At 64.7% G+C, this 18,788-nt stretch carries 18 protein-coding genes; 2 read left to right on the plus strand and 16 right to left on the minus strand.

Annotation, left to right across the window (positions count from 1 at the left end; all coding sequences use genetic code 11):
* Positions 1 to 20: 20 nt before the first annotated feature.
* The 12 genes from X756_RS149665 to exbB all read right to left on the minus strand — a co-directional run bounded on the left by X756_RS149665 (position 21) and on the right by exbB (position 13,009).
* Entirely contained in the window at positions 21 to 1,232 is a 1,212-nt protein-coding gene (locus X756_RS149665) for a hypothetical protein (RefSeq protein WP_023730197.1), read from the minus strand.
* Between the two features lie 49 nt (positions 1,233 to 1,281).
* Entirely contained in the window at positions 1,282 to 2,232 is a 951-nt protein-coding gene (locus X756_RS149660; protein ID WP_031238722.1) for a hypothetical protein, read from the minus strand.
* 127 nt (positions 2,233 to 2,359) lie between these two features.
* On the minus strand, positions 2,360 to 4,126 hold the full coding sequence (locus X756_RS149655) for an ABC transporter ATP-binding protein (RefSeq protein ID WP_023730199.1): 1,767 nt from the start codon (positions 4,124 to 4,126) through the stop codon (positions 2,360 to 2,362).
* Positions 4,127 to 4,313: 187 nt separating this feature from the next.
* The gene (locus X756_RS149650) at positions 4,314 to 5,258 is read right to left on the minus strand and encodes an acetamidase/formamidase family protein (protein ID WP_023730200.1); all 945 of its coding nucleotides are present in this window, start codon (positions 5,256 to 5,258) and stop codon (positions 4,314 to 4,316) included.
* Positions 5,248 to 6,891 (minus strand): ABC transporter substrate-binding protein, encoded by a 1,644-nt coding sequence (locus tag X756_RS149645; RefSeq protein ID WP_023681456.1) that lies wholly within the window; start codon positions 6,889 to 6,891, stop codon positions 5,248 to 5,250. The genes X756_RS149650 and X756_RS149645 overlap by 11 nt, the downstream gene beginning before the upstream one ends.
* Positions 6,892 to 6,919: 28 nt before the next feature.
* The gene (locus X756_RS149640) at positions 6,920 to 7,840 is read right to left on the minus strand and encodes an ABC transporter permease (RefSeq protein ID WP_023668591.1); all 921 of its coding nucleotides are present in this window, start codon (positions 7,838 to 7,840) and stop codon (positions 6,920 to 6,922) included.
* 13 nt (positions 7,841 to 7,853) lie between these two features.
* A complete protein-coding gene (locus X756_RS149635; protein ID WP_023668590.1) occupies positions 7,854 to 8,756 on the minus strand; it encodes an ABC transporter permease in 903 nt (300 codons plus the stop codon).
* Positions 8,734 to 9,348 (minus strand): ANTAR domain-containing protein, encoded by a 615-nt coding sequence (locus X756_RS149630; RefSeq protein WP_023668589.1) that lies wholly within the window; start codon positions 9,346 to 9,348, stop codon positions 8,734 to 8,736. The genes X756_RS149635 and X756_RS149630 overlap by 23 nt, the downstream gene beginning before the upstream one ends.
* On the minus strand, positions 9,345 to 10,439 hold the full coding sequence (locus X756_RS149625) for a transporter substrate-binding protein (protein ID WP_023668588.1): 1,095 nt from the start codon (positions 10,437 to 10,439) through the stop codon (positions 9,345 to 9,347). Before X756_RS149625 ends, X756_RS149630 begins: the two co-directional genes overlap by 4 nt.
* A 171-nt stretch (positions 10,440 to 10,610) precedes the next feature.
* On the minus strand, positions 10,611 to 11,570 hold the full coding sequence (locus X756_RS149620) for an energy transducer TonB (protein ID WP_023730201.1): 960 nt from the start codon (positions 11,568 to 11,570) through the stop codon (positions 10,611 to 10,613).
* Positions 11,567 to 12,025, minus strand: coding sequence for a TonB system transport protein ExbD (gene exbD / locus X756_RS149615; RefSeq protein WP_023730202.1), 459 nt, complete (start codon positions 12,023 to 12,025; stop codon positions 11,567 to 11,569). The genes X756_RS149620 and exbD overlap by 4 nt, the downstream gene beginning before the upstream one ends.
* Before the next feature lie 6 nt (positions 12,026 to 12,031).
* Positions 12,032 to 13,009: a tonB-system energizer ExbB gene (gene exbB / locus X756_RS149610; RefSeq protein WP_023730203.1), complete on the minus strand. Its 978-nt coding sequence runs from the start codon at positions 13,007 to 13,009 to the stop codon at positions 12,032 to 12,034.
* A 344-nt stretch (positions 13,010 to 13,353) separates the two neighbouring features.
* On the opposite strand from exbB, the gene X756_RS149605 reads away from it, so the two are divergent.
* On the plus strand, positions 13,354 to 14,028 hold the full coding sequence (locus tag X756_RS149605) for an isochorismatase family cysteine hydrolase (protein WP_023730204.1): 675 nt from the start codon (positions 13,354 to 13,356) through the stop codon (positions 14,026 to 14,028).
* Positions 14,029 to 14,273: 245 nt separating this feature from the next.
* On the opposite strand, the gene X756_RS149600 is transcribed toward X756_RS149605, so the two are convergent.
* Both X756_RS149600 and X756_RS1000000167575 read right to left on the minus strand, forming a co-directional pair.
* The gene (locus X756_RS149600; RefSeq protein ID WP_023726079.1) at positions 14,274 to 15,230 is read right to left on the minus strand and encodes an LLM class flavin-dependent oxidoreductase; all 957 of its coding nucleotides are present in this window, start codon (positions 15,228 to 15,230) and stop codon (positions 14,274 to 14,276) included.
* Between the two features lie 158 nt (positions 15,231 to 15,388).
* Entirely contained in the window at positions 15,389 to 15,544 is a 156-nt protein-coding gene (locus tag X756_RS1000000167575; protein WP_023670454.1) for a hypothetical protein, read from the minus strand.
* A gap of 233 nt (positions 15,545 to 15,777) precedes the next feature.
* Here X756_RS1000000167575 and X756_RS149595 point away from each other — a divergent pair, with 233 nt between their 5' ends.
* On the plus strand, positions 15,778 to 16,545 hold the full coding sequence (locus X756_RS149595; protein ID WP_023730205.1) for an SDR family oxidoreductase: 768 nt from the start codon (positions 15,778 to 15,780) through the stop codon (positions 16,543 to 16,545).
* A 71-nt stretch (positions 16,546 to 16,616) separates the two neighbouring features.
* On the opposite strand, the gene X756_RS149590 is transcribed toward X756_RS149595, so the two are convergent.
* Positions 16,617 to 17,561, minus strand: a complete 945-nt coding sequence (locus X756_RS149590; protein WP_023694455.1) for an ABC transporter permease — start codon at positions 17,559 to 17,561, stop codon at positions 16,617 to 16,619.
* A complete protein-coding gene (locus tag X756_RS149585) occupies positions 17,558 to 18,613 on the minus strand; it encodes an ABC transporter permease (protein ID WP_023730206.1) in 1,056 nt (351 codons plus the stop codon). The genes X756_RS149590 and X756_RS149585 overlap by 4 nt, the downstream gene beginning before the upstream one ends.
* Positions 18,614 to 18,788: the final 175 nt, after the last annotated feature.

Genomic DNA, 18,788 nt, shown 5'->3' on the forward strand with positions numbered 1-18,788 from the left:
AGCCGGCCCGTTCAGTATGATCAACCCTTCGCATGCCGCTGCGAGATCAGCATCGCCATGCGCTGGACTGCCCGCAGCTCCATTTCCACGCCCGGCGACGATGCCAGCGCCGGCATGTTGAGCGCCACCACGGTCAACGGCTCGAGCGTCGCCAGCAGCACATGGGTCGCCTCAAATTTCTCGAACAGCCAGGCCAGCTGCTCGCGTATATCCTGGTCGACTGGCGCCCCCGGCTGCGTATCGGCGAGCGAGCGCACGGGCTCCTGCTCTAGTGCACGGGCCAGCACCTTCAGGTCGAAATCACCGAGGTCGGCTGCCGGCAGGATCAGCGCACCGTCGACAAGAATATGGCTCTGCAGGCCGCGCAGGAAGCGCGCCGAATCGGTGAGGTCGCCCTCGGCCATATGCTTCAGCAACGAGTCGCGGCGCTTCTCCGCGGTGAGGCTGACGCTGTCATTGTAGATGACTGCCAGCAGCGTCGCCGAAAGCACGATCACCACGCCCTGCACACTGCCGCGCCAGCCGAGATCGTCGATGCCGCCCAGCGCCAGCCCGGCGAAAACCGAGCTCAGCGTAATCACGGTAAAGGCGCCGATCGTGTCGCGATGGCCGAGGCTCGCGCGTCCAAGGCCGATCGTCAGCCAACACAGGAACAGGATGGCGATGCCGCCAAGCCGAACCGGCACTTCGAACAGGCCGGGCCGGTAGTCGGTGACCATGAACGGAATGATCAACAGCAGCGACAGCGCCATGCGCTCGACCGTGCGGTTTTCGGCCGCCGACAGGCTGTCGCGATCGCGCGTCATCACCAGCCAGCCGATGGCGAGAAAACCTCCGAACTGGAAGGCAAGTAGTACCGCCATCCGCCATGGCTCGGCAAAGCGTTCCGGGATCGGCGCCAGCAGTAGAAACAGCAGGGCGCCGCCGGCGGCAAAGAACTTTAGCGCAAACGGCGCATGCCGGCGCAACAGCCCCTCGGTCAGCAGCAGTGCGGCCAGCGGCAGCAGGCCCGCCGCCGCGATGGTGACGAAGCGGAAGAGTGCGAGGCCGGTAGTCCAGTCGAGGATGCGGCAGGCGAGCAGAACCGTCAGCACCCGCAAACCGAACAGAAAACGCCGCGACAGCGGATCGCCGGTGTCGCGCCCGCCGACGACCGATATCACGATCAGCAGCCCGAACAGCGCCGCCAGCGAGGTGATGGTGTCGGCCACGAGCGTGTCGTCGAGGTTCATCGGTCAGCGCCCATCAGCTCACACCCAGGCATCATCACGGATGAAGCCATCAGCGTGTCCATGGTCTCAGCACATTCCATTGGCGGCTGCTATCCGCCCAGTGTACCACCGGCAAAACCAGCCGCTGCAGCGTGGCCGCCGCACCTGCTACCGCAAGGGCGGCAAGCGAGCCGCGCGGAACCGCGTCGGCGAGATAGGTGCGCGCGGACTGGAAACTCATCTGGCCGATCTGCAGCACATCGTCGCCGCGCCCGTAGTCGAGTTCCTTGCGGCAGAACTCGTTAAAGGTCTCCTCGCGGTGCTTGGCCGCCTCATCGAAGGTTTTCTTCAGATCGTCCGAGCCGCCGGTATAGGCATTGGTGATGACAAAACGCTCTTCATCGAAACCGGCTTCCGGCCCGACACCGAAGACATGGCGATGGCGTGCCATGATCTGCCGCGCCAAAAGCACATGGGTGAGCGAGCGCCGCGCGCCTGCATGCGGCCCCGGAAACACGTTGCTGAAGGCCTCGGCGACCATGCCGACGACGGCGGGTACCTGGGTGACATTGGAAATCCAGATCGGCCGCAGTTGATTGCGCAAAAACATCAGGAAGCAGGTCAGGCCGTAGAGGATCCAGCTCAGCCCGCGGCTGCGCTCATCGGGATCGATCATGACCAGACCGAGGTGCAAGACTTCATAGGGCTTGCCGGCGAGCGATATCTCCATCAGCGCCAGCGAGTTGAAGGCGATCGGCTGCCCGTCGCTGCGCCGGTAGACAATGGTGATGATGGAATGTTCCAGCCGGCTGCGGTCGCCGGAAAACACGCCATAGGTCAGGCTGCCGAACTTCAGTGTCTTGGACGCTACCAGCCGCAGATCGCTGCTCAGCTGCTCCAGTTCGGCAGCCTTCATCCAGCGCCCGGGCCGCTCCACGACGCGCGTCTCGTAGTCGGCGGATACGCGCATGCGCACATCCATGAACCGACCCGGCAGCAGCTGCAGAACCGCCTTGAGCACTGCTTTCCCCCAGGGCAAGAACGCCGACCGTATAGTGGCCGTCATCTACCTAAGGCGTGGTAAACCCGAGATGACAAGTCCTGGTTGTGCTTAACAAGGTAAAGCTGCAATCGCCAGCCAGTGCGGCTCAGCTTTCTGCAGCAACCAGATGGCCGTTGCCGACATCGTTCAGAGCCAGCTTCAGCGGCGCCTCGCCGATCCTGCGGGTGGCGCTCGGTATCTCCTGGTCGAGGCGGGCGAAGCGGCTTCTGCGCTGGGCCGGATCGGGCACCGGCACCGCTTCGATCAGCCGCCTCGTATAGGGATGGCGCGGGTTGGAAAACACCTGGTCGCGCGTGCCCATCTCGACGATCTGGCCGAGATACATGACGGCAACGCGGTCGGAAATGTTCTCGACCACCGCCATGTCGTGCGAGATGAAGAGATAGGCGACGCCGAATTCGCGCTGCAATTCCTTCAGCAAATCGAGCACACGCGCCTGCACCGAGACGTCGAGCGCGGAGACGCTTTCGTCAGCGATGATCAGTTTTGGTCGTAGCGCCAGCGCTCGGGCGATGCAGACGCGCTGGCGCTGGCCACCGGAGAATTCGTGCGGGTAAAGCTCCATCTGTTCGGCCGACAGGCCGACACGCTCGAACAGCGCCGCCACCCGTTCCCGGCGCTCGTCCTTCGAAGCGATGCCATGGATCACCAGCGGCTCGGCAACGAGGTCGCCGACGCGCATGCGCGGATCGAGCGAGGCGAAGGGATCCTGGAAAATCATCTGGACGTCACGGCGCACCGCCTTGCGTTCGTCGCGGCCAAGACCGGAGAGATTGCGCCCGCCAATGACGATGTCGCCGCTATACGGCGCCAGTCCGGCCAGCGCCTTGGCGGTGGTCGACTTGCCGCAGCCGGATTCGCCGACCAGAGCGAGCGTTTCGTTGGGCGCGATCGAGAAGCTGACGCCCTCGACGGCGTGGACGCGGCGGGTGACCTGGCCAAAGATGCCGCCACGCAGATCGAAGCGGACATGCAGGTCGTTGACCTCGGCGACATTGGCCGGCTCCAAGACGTCAATCGCATCCCTGGATTTCTGTCGACCGACACCACTGCCGATGCGCGGCACGGCAGCCAGCAGTTCGCGCGTATAGTCGGCCTGCGGGCGGGCAAAAATATCCGATGTCGTGCCTTCTTCGACCATGCGGCCGTCGCGCATGACGATGACCCGGTCGGCCATTTCGGCAACCACGCCCATATCGTGGGTGATCAGGATGACGCTGGTGCCATGCTGGCGCTGCAGGTCGCGCAACAGCTCCAGCACTTCGCCTTGCACGGTGACGTCGAGCGCCGTCGTCGGCTCATCGGCGATCAGCACGTCGGGCTCGAGCGCCAGCGCCATGGCGATCATCACCCGCTGGCGCATGCCGCCGGAGAGTTCGTGCGGAAACTGCTTTAGCCGGCTTTCCGCCTCCGAAATGCGCACCGCCTTCAACGCCTCGACGGCGCGCTGGCGGGCCTCGGCCCGCGACAGGCTGGTATGCGCCTCGATGGATTCCGTCAGCTGCCGGCCGATCGACAGCACCGGGTTGAGCGAGGTCATCGGCTCCTGGAAAATCATGGCGATGCGGTCACCGCGAATGCGGCGCATCTGGCGCTCGTCGAGACCAGCTAGATCGGTTTCGCCAAGATGGATCGTGCCTGACGATATGCGAGCGGCAGGCTGCGGCAAGAGCTGCATGATCGCCAGCGCGGTCATCGATTTGCCGGAACCGGATTCGCCGGCAATGCAGAGCGTCTCGCCGCGCGCCAGTGTCAGCGACAGGTTGGAGACTACATCGCGCTCGCCGTCCTCGCCGCGCACGCTGACCGAGAGGTTGGCGATGGAGAGGATGGGGTTGTCGGCGAGGGTCATGGTAGGTGGAGCCCTGCGACGGATTGGTTTCGTCGCACCATTCGCACAAACCTTGGCGCTGACCCCCACCCGGACCTCCGGTCCGACCTCCCCACAAGGGGGAGGTAGGGCGGCAGCGCTTTACCCTCCGCCTTGTGGGGAGGGTCGCTGCGAAACAGCGGGGTGGGGGTGCAGCGCCGACCTGACATCATTCAAACACGCAACGCGGAAAATAGAACGACACCACCCAATTCGGCATGTCGACGATCTCGCTGATGCGCAGGTCACCACACACCGAGGCCAGCATATAGGCCTCGACCGGATCGATCTGGTAACGCCCAGCGAGCAGATCGACCATCTGCTCCACCGCCTCCTTCGCGCCCGCCATCAGATCCGGCCCAATCCCCGTCGTCACCTCGTAACCCTTGGCGTCGAGATGGCGCGTCACCGGGCCCGGCGTGGTGAAGCGCGGCGTCTTCAGCCTGGCGTCCTTGACAAGGTCGAGCTTGAGCACGACGTCCATCGGGCTCTCGATCGCCGTGCCGCAGACCTCGCCATCGCCTTGTGCGGCGTGCGTATCGCCGACCGAGAACAGCGCGCCGGCCACCTCAACCGGCAGATAGAGCGTCGTGCCGGCAGCGAGATCGCGGATGTCGAGATTGCCGCCGACCCGCCGTGGCGGCACCACCGAGTGAAGCCCCATCTCAGCCGGCGCATTGCCGATGGTGCCGGCGAACGGCTTCAGTGGCACGCGCGCGTTTTTCCCGAACAGCGCCGGTTCGAGCGCGGCTGCATCGTATTTCCAGATGTTCAGCGCCGGTTCCGTGAAGTCGTCGGCGAGCAGGCCGAAACCCGGAATGTTCGCCGTCCAGCCGAAGCCGGACGGTTTGAACATCTCGATCGTCACCTTGAGCGCGTCACCCGGCTCGGCGCCCTCGACGAAGATCGGCCCGGTCACCGGGTTGACCCCGGCGAAGTCGAGCTTGGCGATTTCGGCAACCGTGCTGTCGGCGTTCAGCTGGCCGCCGGCGGCATCGAGGCACTGGAACTCGATGGTCGCGCCGGGCGCCACCCGCTCGGCCGGGACAAAGGAATTGTCCCAGCCGAAATGGTGGTGGCGCCCATGGATGGTGTAGTCGCAGTTATTGCACATCTTTTACGTACACATTGTCGTAGTTGATCGGGATATGGACCGGGTCGACATAGAGGTTGTCGGCGCCGCCCATGCGCGCGGATTTCATGGTGAAGCGCTGTTCGTTGAAGACCGGCGCCCAGGGCGCGTCTTCCATCACCTTGTCGTAGATGGCGCTCCACATCTTGTCGCGTTCGCCGGCCTTTGCCGGGTCGACCACCGAATCCGCCTCGGCCGCCTTGGCGTCGAGGTCCTTGTTGCAGTACCACGACCAGTTCCAGCCGCCCGGCACCGCGCCGGCGCAGCCGAGGATCGGGCCGTAGAAATTCGACGGATCGGGGAAGTCGGCGATCCAGGCCATGCCGCCCGACCAGATCATCGGCGCGCCGGCCTTGTCACCGCCGGCGGCGATGACATTGGCCTGCGCCAGCGACTGGATGCTGGCCTTGATGCCGATGGCCGCCAGGTCCTGCTGGATCGCCTGGGCAATGCGCGGGTTGGGATCGGTGTTCATGGCGAACAGCTGCGTGTCGAAACCATCGGGATGACCGGCCTCGGCCAGCAGCGCCTTGGCCTTGGCTACGTCATAGGGATAACCTTTGTATTCCTTGTCGTAGCCCGGCATCGACGGCGGCAGCGGCTGGTTGGCCGGCACGGCGCGGCCGTTGATGATCTGGATGATGCGCGCCTTGTTGAGCGCCATGTTGACGGCCTGACGCACCTTCACATTGTCGAACGGCGCCATGGTGGTGTTCATGGTGACGTAGCCGGTGTGCAGCTGACCGCCTTCGACGACGCGCGCCTTCTGCTCGGGATCGGCCATCACCTCCTGGAATTTTGCCGGCGGAATGCCGTCGCCGGGCACATCGATCTCGCCCTTCTGCAAGCGCAGCAGCGCCACGATCGGTTCCTGGCCGATCTCGAAGGTGATCTTGTCGAGATGCGGCAGGCCCTTGTGCCAGTAATCCGCATTGCGCTCGAAGACGATGCGTTGGCCGAGTGTCCACTCGGCGAGCTTGAAGGCGCCGGTGCCCACCGGATGCTTGCCGAAATCGGCGCCATATTTCTCGACCTCTTCCTTCGGCACGACATGGGCGAAATTGATGGCCATGACATGCAGGAAGGTGGCGTCGGGCCGGGTCAGCTCGAACTTCACCGTGTAGGGATCGACGACGGTGACGCCGGAAAGGCCTTCGGCCTTGCCGGCAGCGACATCGTCATAGCCCTTGATCGAGCCGAAGAAGCCGGCGCCGGGGCTCTGCGTCTTCGGATTGGTGACGCGGTCGAGCGAATATTTCACGTCGTCGGCCGTCATCTCGCGGCCATTGTGGAATTTCACGCCATGGCGCAGCTTGAAGGTAAAGGTCTGGCCGTCGGGCGAAATCTCGTAGCTTTCTGCCAGATCGGGTTTCAGGTTGGTGGTGCCTGGCTCGTAATCCATCAGCCCATCGAACAGGCTCTTGATCATCGACCAGTTCTGCCAGTCATAGCCGATCGCCGGATCGAGGGTCGCAACATCGTCCTTGTAGGTGATGGTGATGGCGCCGCCTTGCTTGGCGTTGGGATCGACCGTGTCTTCGGCGCGGACGCTTGTCATGCCGAGCATGAGGGCCAAGGCGGATGCCGCGACTGTGGATGCGAGAAACTTTTTCATTGTTGTGTTCCCTTTCTCTGTTTCATTTTCATCTGAGCTTGATGCGGGGATCGATGAACGGCGCGATGATGTCGGCGAGCAGATTGCCGAGCACGATGGCGAAGGCCGACACCAGCGTGACGCCCATGATGATCGGAATGTCGACGCGCTGGATCGCCTGCCACGCCAGCTGACCGATGCCGGGCCAGCCGAACACGCTTTCGACGACGACGATGCCGCCCATGAAGATGCCGATGTCGATGCCGATCATGGCGATGACCGGCAGGATGGCATTCGGCAGTGCGTGGCGGAATATGATGGCGCTGCGCGCCAGGCCCTTGGCCCGCGCCGTGCGGACATAATCCTGGCGCAGGACGTCTATCATCGACGAGCGCATCATGCGCGCATACCAGCCGGCGCCGAGTACGCCCATGGTCAACGACGGCAGCACCAGATGGCGCCATGTGCCGTAGCCGCCGATCGGAAACCAGCTTAGCCGCACGGCAAAGACGTAGAGCAGCAATAAGCCGACGACGAATTGCGGCGCCGAGACGCCGACGAAGGAGGCCACCATCAGGGTCTGGTCGGTGGCGGAGCCGCGCTTGACGGCGGCGATCAGCCCCATGCTTAGACCGATCAGCAACTCGCACAATATGGCGCCCACCATCAAAAGCAGGCTGGCCGGCAGCCGCGAGACGATGAGCTCGGTAACCTCCGAGCGCTGGATGTAGGAGCGGCCGAGATCGCCGCTGATTAGCTTCGTCAGGTAGTGCCAATACTGGACGACGAAAGGCTGGTCCAGGCCGAGCTGCTGGCGGATGTTTTCCACGGTCTGCGGCGTAGCACTGCGGCCGGCGATCTGCCGCACCGGGTCGGCCGGCAAGAGGTAGAGCAGCGCAAAAGTGATCAGCGAGACGCCAAGCAGGATGAGCAGCGACTGGATCAGCCGGCGGCCGAGATAGGCGATCATGACCGGCCCCCCATTATTCCCGGCCCCTTTGCGTCGGATCGAGGATGTCGCGCAGCGCGTCGCCGATCAGATTGAAGGCCAGCGCCAACGCCAGGATTGCGGCGCCGGGGAAGAACACCAGCCAGGGCGCGGCCTGGAAATAGGTCTGGTTCTCGAAAATGATGTTGCCCCACGACGCCGTCGGCGGCTGCACGCCGATGCCGAGGAAGGAAAGCGTCGCCTCCAGCAGTACCGTGGTGGAGATGCCGAGCGTGCCCCAGACGATGATGGTGGGCAGGAGATGCGGCAGGATGTGGCGAAACAGGATGCGCGGCGCACTCGCCCCGATGCTGCGCTCGGCATCGATGAACTCGCGTTCGGCCAGCGACGATGTCTCGGTGTAGATGACACGCGCCGTCTGCACCCAGTTGACCAGCGCGATGACCATGGCGACGATCCACAGGCTGGGCTGAAACACTGCCGCCAGGCAGATGGCGAGCAGCAGCGCCGGGAACGCCATCATCAGATCGGTGAAGCGCATCAGCGCGCTGCCGATCCAGCCGCGGAAATAGCCTGCGGTGACGCCCACCAAAGTGCCGATCAAAAGCGCCACGCCATTGGCGACGATGCCGATGATCAGCGAGGTGCGGGCGCCGTAGAGGATGCGGGTCAAGAGGTCACGTCCGAGCAGGTCGGTGCCGAGCCAGTACTGGGCGCTGGGCGGCAGCGGCGAGCCCTCGATGGTCAGGCCGTCGAACATCTGCTCGTTGGGGTCATAGCCGGTCAGCCGGGGCGCCAGCACAGCGCCGGCAAGGACAATGGCGACGATGACCAGGCCGAGCAGCGCGAGGCGGCGTTTCACCAGCCGGCGCCAGACACCGGCGCGCGGTTTTGCCGGCATGCGCACCGGTAGATCAGGCGCGATGGGACTGGTCATCGCCGCCTTCTTCCCCCGTCGCTTCCTCGCTTGTCATTGCCACGATCCGACGCGCGGCATCCTCGACGCTGATCTGCCAGCTCATCGCCAGCGAACGCAGCTGCGCATAGGCGCGCTCGTCGTCGCTGCCTTTCGACAAGGCCGTCACCGCGCGCACGATGGTCTGGCGCTCGGCGACGCGCTGGCGCAGCGACGCTATCTCGCCGGCTAAATGTTTTCGGGCCTCGAAACTCTGTCTCGCGATCAACAGAGCGCTGTAGACGCCGGCATTGCCGACCGGCTTCAGCAGCTGCGCATCGGCCTTGTGCGACAGCGCCCATTCGATACGCCCCGGCGCCTCGGAACCGATCAGCGCCACCAGCGGCATCGGCGCCTCGCCCGGCTTCCACGGGAATTGCTCGTCGAAACCGAGATCGGCATCGAAGAAGACGAAATCGGCGGCGAGAGCTTCCGGCGGCAATTCCGGCCAGCAGTCGATCGTAGCCAGGCCGATGGCCGACAATTGCCTGGTGATTGCCTGCACCGTCGGATGCGGGCGATGCAGGATGAAAGCCCGCGCGCCGCCGAGATTGGGGATGCGCGTCCGGGTCATGACACCACTCTCAGACGCGGACGGCCGAACGTGTTGGCGGGGTCGTAGCGCGACAGATATGGATCCGGCGCGACCTCATCCTCCTGGCTGACGACCTCGAAGAAGCCATCGGCGATCCGGCCGATGATCACCGGCAGCGTCGCGTGCTGGGAGTGGGCGTCGATGGCGATCGGCCCGAGCCGGGTGGAGAAGCGCCGCTCGGCGAAGGCTTTGGAAAATTCCGCCGGGCCGGCATCAGTGTCGCGCGACAGCACGTCGGCCATCACCTGCACCGAGGCATAGGCGGAGGCCTCGAAGGACGAAGCGAAGGCAGCCGGCCGGGGCGCGAAATAGGGCCCGACCGACAGATGCCCTTTCCCTGTATCGCCGATCGCCGGCAACTCGCCTTCGGTGAGGTTGCAGGAGATGACGGGGCAGTTTTCCGGCCTGAATGCCGCATCCTCATCGCCCAGCTCGCGGTAAGCCGCCAGGAAGGCGTAGGATGAGGTGCCGATCAGATTGTTGAGGATGAAGCTCGGCCTCGTCGCCCGGATTTCCGCGATCAGCCGCGACACGTCGGTCTCGCCGATGCGCAGATAGCGCTCGCCCAGCACTTTGCCGCCGGCATCCGCGATCAGGTCGCGCGCCACGCGGTTCATCTCCCAGCCCCAAATGTAGTTCGAGCCGAGCAGGAAGCCGTTGGCGCCGAAACGCGGCACGACATGCGCCATCAGCGGAACCAGATGCTGGTTGGGGCAGGCGTGCATGTAGACGACATGCTCGTTGGCCTCGAACCCTTCATAGGGGCAGGCATACCAGAGCATGCCGCCGGCCTTCTCCAGCACCGGGATGGTTTCCTTGCGGCTCCACGAGGTGACGCAACCGACGACATGGCGCGCGCTGCTGGTCCTGAAAATGTCCTCGCACAAAGTCGCGTAGCGATCGGCATTACTTTGCGGATCGCGCTCTACCGGAACCAGTTCGATGCCATAGCTCCGATCGGCATTGATGTCGGCGATGGCGCGCATGGCGCCCATCCGGCACGCATCGGAGACCAGCTGGTAGCTGCCCGAGCGGGAATACAGGATGCCGATCTCGATACGCCGTTTCAAACCGATCCTCAGAAATGACAATGCCCCGCAGCCAGCGCCGGAGGGCGAGGCATACGAGGCATGTTTGCCGCCCGGCGACCAAGGCCGGTATTTTGCGCTAGCGTATTCGGTCCGGCGGGTCAGTCAAGCGGGAAAGTACGTGGTCATGGGATCGGCCTTGTCCGGCTTATTCTAGTTCCGCAGCGTGAACATCAAAGGCGCCACGACAGCCGTACCGGCCTTCTCAGGCGGTGGCGCGGGCACCGTCGCACCCTGCAGAATGCTGAGCGCGGCGCGATCGAGATCGGCGTCCCCCGAAGATCGTGTCAGCCGGACGGAGGTCACCTTGCCCGAAGCGCTGACGACGAAGGTCACATTTGCGGTACCCACGGCGCGCCGCGACCTTGCCGCGCTCGGGTAGCGCTTGTGCCGATTGATCCATCCGATCAGCTGGGAGTTCCATTTGCTTGCACTGACTGATGATCCACTCGATTGCGAAGCCTTCGGCGCCGACGCCTTCGCCGCTGCCTTTTGATCGACACTGGCGGTCACGACCGCTTTCGCCGGCGCGGCCTTTTCCTTCTTCTCTTTCTTTGCTTTCGGCTTGGGTTTTTCGGCAGCCTTCTTCGCCTTCTCGATCGGCTTGGTCTCCGCCGGCTTGGTCTCCACCGGCTTGGTCTGGGGCGGCGGAATGACCACATCCGGCGCTATGGTCGGGACGATGTCGGGCACCACCTCATCCAGCGGCGGCGATTGATCGGGCTGCTCGGCCGCTGCCGTCTCGATCGGAGCGGCGGGTTGAACCGCTTCCGTCTTCTCGGTGACCGGCTCTGGCTGACCGGGCTCGGGCTCCACGACGGGCTTGAGTTCGGCACCCGCCTCCTCGATCTGGTTCGGCGGCTCGGGCGTCACCACGTCGGCCATCGAGTCCTCCTGCACCGCCGGCGCCACCATCATCGGCGACAGCTCGATAGTCACAGCCGGCGGCGGGCCGCCATCGGCCATGTTGGCTAGGCTGAAGCTCTGGACGGCATAGACGATCGCGACATGCGCGCCGACAATGACAATGGCCGCAGCCGCCCACAAGCCAATTTCGCGCACGCCGGCGCGCGGCGGGTCGGCCGCGGGGGCGGCGGCGGCCAGTTGCGTCACGGGGCGGCGCCCGGGTGCGCCGCGGATGCGTCCGCCGGCACCGTCTCCAGCCCCACCAGCGCGATCTTCAGATAACCGGCGCCGCGCAGCAGGTTCATCACCTCCATCAGCTCGCCATAACCGACCGCCTTGTCGGCACGCAGGAAGATGCGGGTCTGCTTGTCGCCCTTGGTTCTGCCGTCGAGCACCGCGGCGAAAGCCTGGCGCGGCACGCTGTCATTGCCGATCGCCAGCGTCAGATCGTCCTTCAGCGTCAGGAACAGCGGCGTTTCCGGCCGGGGTGTTGGCGTCGCCGTCGAACCCGGCAGATCGACATTGACGTCGACTGTTGCCAAGGGGGCAGCGACCATGAAGATGATCAGCAGCACCAGGATGACGTCGATGAACGGGGTGACATTGATCTCGTGGTTTTCTTCGAGATCGCCATCGATAGCCTCGCGAATTCTAGCCGCCATGGCCCATCACTCCGCCGCCAGCGCGGGCGCCTGCGGCACCGTGCGGAAATCGAGATCGCGGCTGACCAGCCGTTCGACCCCGGCCGAGGCATCGGCAAGAATCTGCCGGTAGCCCGCTATCGACCTTGCAAAGAGGTTGTAGATGACCACTGCGGGAATGGCCGCGACCAGGCCCATCGCCGTGGCGAGCAGCGCCTCGGCGATGCCGGGCGCGACGACCGCGAGGTTGGTGGTCTGCGCCTGCGAGATGCCGATGAAGGCGTTCATGATGCCCCAGACGGTGCCGAACAAGCCCACGAAGGGCGCCGTCGAGCCGATCGTCGCCAGCACGCCGGTGCCGCGCGACACGCGCCGCGCCGCCGCCGCCTCGATGCGCGACAGGCGCGACGCCACTCGTTCCTTCAGCCCGTCGCCGGTAACATGGCCGAGCGCACCGGCCGAAAGGGCAGTCTCTTCCTCGGCTGCCCGCACCAAAAGCGCACCGGGGCCGCCACTGTTGCCAAGCGAGCGTCCGGCCTGGCGCAGTGTGGCGGCATTGCCGATGGCGCGCGCAGCGCGCCGGGCGCCGAGCTTGCCGAAGAGAATCTCCAGCGATTTGGCCAGCCACACCGTCCAGGTGACGAGCGAGGCGAAGGCCAACCCGATCATCACCGCCTTGACGATGATGTCGGCGGCCATGAACATGCCCCAGGGCGACAGATCGTGCGGCAGCGTCAGCGATATTGCCGAAGGCTCGGCCTGCGCGGATGCACCGGGCTGGTTTGCCGGCTGGGGCGCGGTCGGCGCCGCCTGCCCGGCAGTTGGCGAAGCCGGCGCGACAGGCGCAGCCGGTGCGGGCTGTTCGACTACGGTTGGCGCCGACTGGGGATCTGCAGCGGGCACAGTCGTCACCCTGGGCTGCGTGTTTGGCTGCTCTTGCGTAGCAGCGCTGCCGGCCGACAGCATGACCGCGGCCAGCGCCGCCAACAAACCATTTCTGGACACGCTTCGTCCTCGCTTCGTCATTGCACGTAACCGATCGGCTGGCCGGTGACGGGATGCGGGAACACCCCCATCTCGACCCCGAAAACTCCAGCCACGGATTCTGGCTTCTCTCAAACGCGGCACCGCCGCTGGAAAACAATTCAGGCGGCCGAGTGCCCCTGCTTGACTATAAAACATGAGCTTTGTAGTCAACAAACAAGATGGCTTTTTGGCCGACGATTGTGGGCGCGATGTCTCAACGGCACATCGTCCTGGCATCGGTCTACCTGGTGTCGTCGCACCGAGGGATGGACGGCCCAGGGTTGCTGGGCCACGATGCCGAGCAGCAATTGAGGCAGGCTGCGATGATCAAGGCGATACCGTTCGATTTCCCCTATGACGGCCGGCTGGTGCCGGCAAACACCGGGCTGCTGGTCATCGACCTGCAGGAGGATTTCCTCTCGCCGACCGGCTATTTCGCCAGGAAGGGTTATGACCCCGCGCCGCTGCGCGCCATCCTGCCTACGGTCAACCGACTGATATCAGCGGCACGCGCGGCCGGCCTTACCATCATTCACACCAGGCAGGGATATCGCGGCGACATGGCCGACATGACGCCGTACGAGAGATGGCGCCGCAAGCGGGCGGGTCTAGAAGGCACCGACGTGCTGCTGCGCTCCGGCCCCGGCTTTCAGATCGTCGCCGAGATCGACGTCGCGCCGCACGACATCATCGTCGACAAGACCTGCAACAGCGCCTTCACCTATACGGATCTGGAGCTTGTGCTGCGCGCACGCGGCATCACCCATCTGATCTTTTCCGGCTGCACGACCGATGTCTGCGTGCACACGACGCTGCGCGAGGCCTGCGACCTCAATTTCCAGTGCCTGACCATCGCCGACGCCTGCGCCAGCGGCGACCAATACGCGCATGACGCGGCGCTGCATATGGTGACGGTGGAGGACGGGGTGTTTGGTGCGCTGACGGAATCTGGCGCGGTGCTGGAGGCGCTGGAGCGGTCGAGTGGGAAAGCTGGTTAGATTACCAAAGCGAAGGCGTTGGGAACCATTTGACGCTGGAGGGGCAGCACCCCCCTCTGGCCTGCCGGCCATCTCCCCCGCAAGGAGGGAGATCAAGTGCTCAACCGCTTTCGCCACTCTCCAACGTCGAAGAGCTGAGCGATACCTCGAAGCTGCCAATCTCCCCCCTTGCGGGGGAGATGCCCGGCAGGGCAGAGGGGGGTGTGAAGGAACGCTACGAAATAGCTTTCATTCCACCCGCAAATTCACCCTGCGTGAATATCCGACCCGCCCCGCGAGGCAAACGCGCCGGGCTGCGGCACCTCCGCCTCCCGGCGTGCCAGCGAGTTGCGCAAGAGCGCGATCGTCTCGCGGCCGACGCTGGCGATCTCGCGCGGCCGGTCGACACCGACGATCATGAACTCGCTGATGCCCAGCGCCGCATAGGGCAGCAGCGACAGGGCGATCTGCGCCGGTGGTCCGGAAAGTTCGACCGCCTTGTGGCCGACGGTAGAGGCGCCACCCTCCGAGCGGACCCGGACCGGAAGCGCAAAACGCAGCTTGCCGGCGCGGCCATGCTCGGCGGCGGCGCTGCGCGCCCGTTCCATCAGCTGGCGGATCTCGTCGAGCGAACCAGCCGTGAGTTCAAACACGTCGGCATGGCGGCCGGCGACCTTGAGCGCGGTGCCGGACTGGCCACCCATGCGGATGATCACGTCGACGCCATGCGGCCCCTTGCGCGGCACATAGCCACCCTTGATGCTGTAGAATGCACCTTCATGGTCGAAGGGCCGGTCGTTCGACCACAGCCGCTTCAGCAGCACCAGATATTCGTCGATACGCTGCCAGACCACGGTGTGGCCGACCGGACGCGTCTCGGCATCGTCGTCATCCAGCGGCTCGCTCAGCATCCTCAGCGCCAGCCGGCCGCCGCTCCTGGCGTCGAGCGCCGCCAGTTGCCGCGCCGCAACGGCTGGCGCGATCACGCCGGCCCAGTGCGTCAGCACCACTTCCAGCGACGAGGTGCGGTCCAGCGCCTGGGCGGCGATGTCCATATTGGTCAACAGCCCGGCCGGGTCGTCGACGACGATGTTCTGGAAGCCGGAATCCTCGATCAGCGACAGCTTGGTCGCCGTCTCGACGAAATCATAGAAGAACGGTACGGCCGAACCGGCATCGGCGGCGTGCGTTTTACCGGGAACATGCGTGAACTCGATCGGCATTGCCATCTCCTCCATCACGTTGGATGTATGTCGCCCCCGGTTTTGAGACGACGACATGCGTAAAAACAAGCATCAGCGCCAAAGCGCGTCCGCGTTCGGTTCATCAACTCCGGTCACTCACTGAAAGCGCTAGGTCGCCACCCTTTCGGCCTGATCGGTCAGGGAATCAAGCCGAGCACGACTGCCCCGGTGAACACGAACGCAAGGGCAAAGACGAGATAGGCGAAAGCGCCGGCATAGGCCGGGCGGAAAGCCTGGCTATTGGCCAGCCTCTGGCTGGTGCGGTCCGTCTCGGCGTTCTGGATATAGGACATATCGACCTCCGTCTTGCGGATTAATCTATAAAATCAGTAGACTTTGTCGAGTGCTATTTTTTGGAGATATGTAGAATGATTTTCTCAGTATTCCTTATTATTTGGTTTGGCATTGCTGGGAGACCCCTGTTGGAGACAAGCGAGCGACAAGCTTGGCCGACGTCTGCATAGGCGATAGCATCGCGATTCCGGCGTAAATGCGGATCATTTCGATCGGGAACGGGGAGCAGAACATGGGTACAAGACTAGCCGGCAAGATTGCAATCATCTCGGGCGGCGCGACCGGAATAGGCGGAGCGGCCTCGGAATTGTTCGCCGCCGAGGGCGCCAAGGTGGCGATCATCGACCGCAATGGCGAGGCGGCGGCAGCCACTGCGGCGGCGATACGCGCGCGGGGACATATCGCCGAACACTGGGTGGCCGACGTCTCGGACGAGGCGCAGGTCGAGGCCGCAGTGAAGGCGGCGGCTGCCAGGCTCGGCCCGGCCACGGTGTTGTTCAACCATGCCGGCACCATCGTGATAAAGCCGTTCCTGGAGACGACAGTGCAGGAATGGGACTGGCTGCATGCGGTCAATGTCCGCTCTATGTTCCTGATGACGCGCGCCGTGCTCCCGGGCATGATCGCTGCCGGTGGCGGTTCGATCGTCTGCACCTCGTCGATCTCGGCTGTGGCGGCCACACCCATGGAGGTGCTCTACGACACCACCAAGGGCGCCTGCCACATGTTCGCGCGCGCCATCGCAGTCGAATTCCGCGACCGCAACATACGCTGCAACGCCGTCTGTCCCGGCTTCATCCGCACGCCGCACGGCCTGCGCGAGGTCGCCGATCTCGGCAAGATCGGCGTCGACGTATCGGACGCCGCATTGGCCGCACAGCAGGGCCGCATCGGTGAGCCGGAGGAAGTGGCCAAGGCAGCGCTGTACCTCGCCAGCGATGAGTCCAGCTTCGTTAACGGCACGCATCTGTTTGTCGATAATGGTTTTACGGCGATGTGAGTATCCCAGGCTTGGCGCCCTTCCTCTCCCCCGTCGATCGGGGGAGAGGAAGGGCGCCAAGTCCTACTCGCTTACCGCTCTTCTCGTCGAAACGGCTTCAGCAGCGCCGACGGCGCAACCGCGTTGCGTGACATCACGGCCATCGCGACGATGGTGAAAATGAACGGCAGCATCAAGAACGTCTCATAGGGAATATGCCCGAGGCCGCTCGCCTGCATGCGCAATTGTAGCGCATCGACGAAGGCGAACAGCAGCGCCGCGCCCGCAGAGCGCCACGGGTCCCAGCGGCCGAACACGACCAGCGCGATCGCCACCCAGCCACGGCCCGACACGACACCAAAGGTGAAGGCGTTGAACTGTGCCATGGTGAGGAAGGCGCCCGCAAGCCCCATCAGCGCACCGCCGAGGATGACCGCCTGGAAGCGCGTGGCGATGACGCTGACCCCAGCGGAATCAGCGGCGCGCGGGTTCTCGCCGACCATCCGCACCGACAGCCCCCAAGGCGTGCGGTAGAGCACGAAAGCAGCGAGCGGGATGGCAATGATTGCCAAGTAGACCAGCGCAAACTGGTTGAAAACCGCTGACCCCAGAACCGGAATATCCGACAGCAGCGGGATCGGCACCGTCTGAAAACCCTTGATGCTGGGCGGCACCGATTGCTGGCCGAAGGTCAGACGGTAGAGGAAATAGGCAAGGCCGGACGAGAACAAAGTAACGCCGATGCCGCAGACATGCTGGCTGAGGCCGAGCGCCACGGTGAACAGCGCATGCAGCGCACTCATCGCCATGCCGGTCAACACCGCGGCCAGCACGCCGAGCCACAGGCTGCCGCTGAGGCTGGCGGCGGTGAAGCCGGTCATCGCGCAGAGCAGCATGATGCCTTCGATACCGAGATTGAGCACGCCGGCCCGCTCGGAGAACATCTCGCCCAGCGTGGCAAATGCCAGCGGCGTGGCGATGCGGATAATGGCGGCGAGGAAGCCGACCTGAAAGATCTGTTCGAACACCGCGCTCATAAGGCGGCACCGACGCGGCGGATGCGATAGGCCGTGAACAGCAGCGCCACCAGCATGGCGAGCAGCGCCGTGCCCTGGATGACATCGCTGAGGAACGCCGGCACGCCGGTGGCGCGCGACATCGCTTCGGCGCCGGTCATCACGGCGGCCAGGAAGATCGCCGCCGGTACGACGCCGAGCGGATTGAGCCTGGCCAGCATGGCAACGACGATGCCGGAATAGCCATAGCCCGGCGAAATGTCGCTCATCACCTGGAAATGCACGCCGCCGACCTCGCCGACGCCGGCAAGCCCGGCCAGCGCGCCCGACAGCAGCGCCGTCGAGATCAGCACCCGCTCGACATGTATGCCGCCATAGCGGGCGGCTTCCGGGCTTTCGCCGGTGACCCTGATCCGGAAGCCGAGCGTGGTGCGCACGATCAGGAACCAGATCAACGGGGCCGCGATCAACGCGGCGATGACACCCAGATGCAGCCTTGTGCCTTCGAGCAGCACCGGGAAATTCGCCGAATCCTCGATCGGCGGCGAGATCGGATAGCCGCTGAACGGGTCCTTCCACGGCCCCTCGATCAGCGCCATCAGCGCATAGTAGATGACCGAGTTGAGCAGCAGCGAGCTGACGACGTCATCCACCTTGAATTTGACCCTGAGCGTCGCGGGCACCAGCGCTACCGCGGCACCGGCAGCAGCGCCCGCCAGCGCCATCGACAGGATCGCCAGCGCGCCCGGCATTGGGATGGCGCCGACGAAGCAGCTGGCCACGGCGCCGGCCAGCAATTGGCCCTCGGCGCCGATGTTCCAGAATTTGGCCCGGAAGGCGACGGCCACAGCCAGCCCGGTGAAGATCATCGGGGCGGCGCGCACCAGCGTTTCGGTGATGGCATAGCTGTCGCCGAACGAGGCCGACAGCATCACGCCATAGGCCTCAAGCACGCCGGCGCCTGCCAGCGCGATGAGGCCGCTGCACAGGACCAGCGCTGCGCCGATGGCCAGCAGCGGCAAAGCGAGATTGAACCAGGCGGGGGTGGAACTGCGGGCTTCGAGGCGGAACATCAGCTATGCCCCTCCGCCGCCCAGACGGTCGCGCCGCCCTTCATCCGCCTGCCGGCACCTTCTCCCCGAATAGACACGGGGAGAAGGGATCCGGGCCCTATGCAACTCCCCTCTTGCAGCTGTGGTGATTGGCGAAACCATGGGTGAGAGCCCCTCTCCCCGTCTCTATACGGGG

It is taken from the genome of Mesorhizobium sp. LNJC405B00, assembly GCF_000502615.1.
Taxonomy (GTDB): Bacteria; Pseudomonadota; Alphaproteobacteria; order Rhizobiales; family Rhizobiaceae; genus Mesorhizobium.

What these genes read in the sequence shown, in the direction of transcription:
- X756_RS149630 (WP_023668589.1), bottom strand. Translation starts at nt 9,348, where the DNA reads ATGACCCGGACGCGCATCCCCAATCTCGGCGGCGCGCGGGCTTTCATC.
- X756_RS149665 (WP_023730197.1), bottom strand. Translation starts at nt 1,232, where the DNA reads ATGAACCTCGACGACACGCTCGTGGCCGACACCATCACCTCGCTGGCG.
- X756_RS149605 (WP_023730204.1), top strand. Translation starts at nt 13,354, where the DNA reads ATGATCAAGGCGATACCGTTCGATTTCCCCTATGACGGCCGGCTGGTG.
- X756_RS149595 (WP_023730205.1), top strand. Translation starts at nt 15,778, where the DNA reads ATGGGTACAAGACTAGCCGGCAAGATTGCAATCATCTCGGGCGGCGCG.
- X756_RS149590 (WP_023694455.1), bottom strand. Translation starts at nt 17,561, where the DNA reads ATGAGCGCGGTGTTCGAACAGATCTTTCAGGTCGGCTTCCTCGCCGCC.
- X756_RS149640 (WP_023668591.1), bottom strand. Translation starts at nt 7,840, where the DNA reads ATGATCGCCTATCTCGGCCGCCGGCTGATCCAGTCGCTGCTCATCCTG.
- X756_RS149650 (WP_023730200.1), bottom strand. Translation starts at nt 5,258, where the DNA reads ATGTGCAATAACTGCGACTACACCATCCATGGGCGCCACCACCATTTC.
- X756_RS1000000167575 (WP_023670454.1), bottom strand. Translation starts at nt 15,544, where the DNA reads ATGTCCTATATCCAGAACGCCGAGACGGACCGCACCAGCCAGAGGCTG.
- X756_RS149585 (WP_023730206.1), bottom strand. Translation starts at nt 18,613, where the DNA reads ATGTTCCGCCTCGAAGCCCGCAGTTCCACCCCCGCCTGGTTCAATCTC.
- X756_RS149655 (WP_023730199.1), bottom strand. Translation starts at nt 4,126, where the DNA reads ATGACCCTCGCCGACAACCCCATCCTCTCCATCGCCAACCTCTCGGTC.
- X756_RS149600 (WP_023726079.1), bottom strand. Translation starts at nt 15,230, where the DNA reads ATGCCGATCGAGTTCACGCATGTTCCCGGTAAAACGCACGCCGCCGAT.
- X756_RS149635 (WP_023668590.1), bottom strand. Translation starts at nt 8,756, where the DNA reads ATGACCAGTCCCATCGCGCCTGATCTACCGGTGCGCATGCCGGCAAAA.
- X756_RS149645 (WP_023681456.1), bottom strand. Translation starts at nt 6,891, where the DNA reads ATGAAAAAGTTTCTCGCATCCACAGTCGCGGCATCCGCCTTGGCCCTC.
- exbD (WP_023730202.1), bottom strand. Translation starts at nt 12,025, where the DNA reads ATGGCGGCTAGAATTCGCGAGGCTATCGATGGCGATCTCGAAGAAAAC.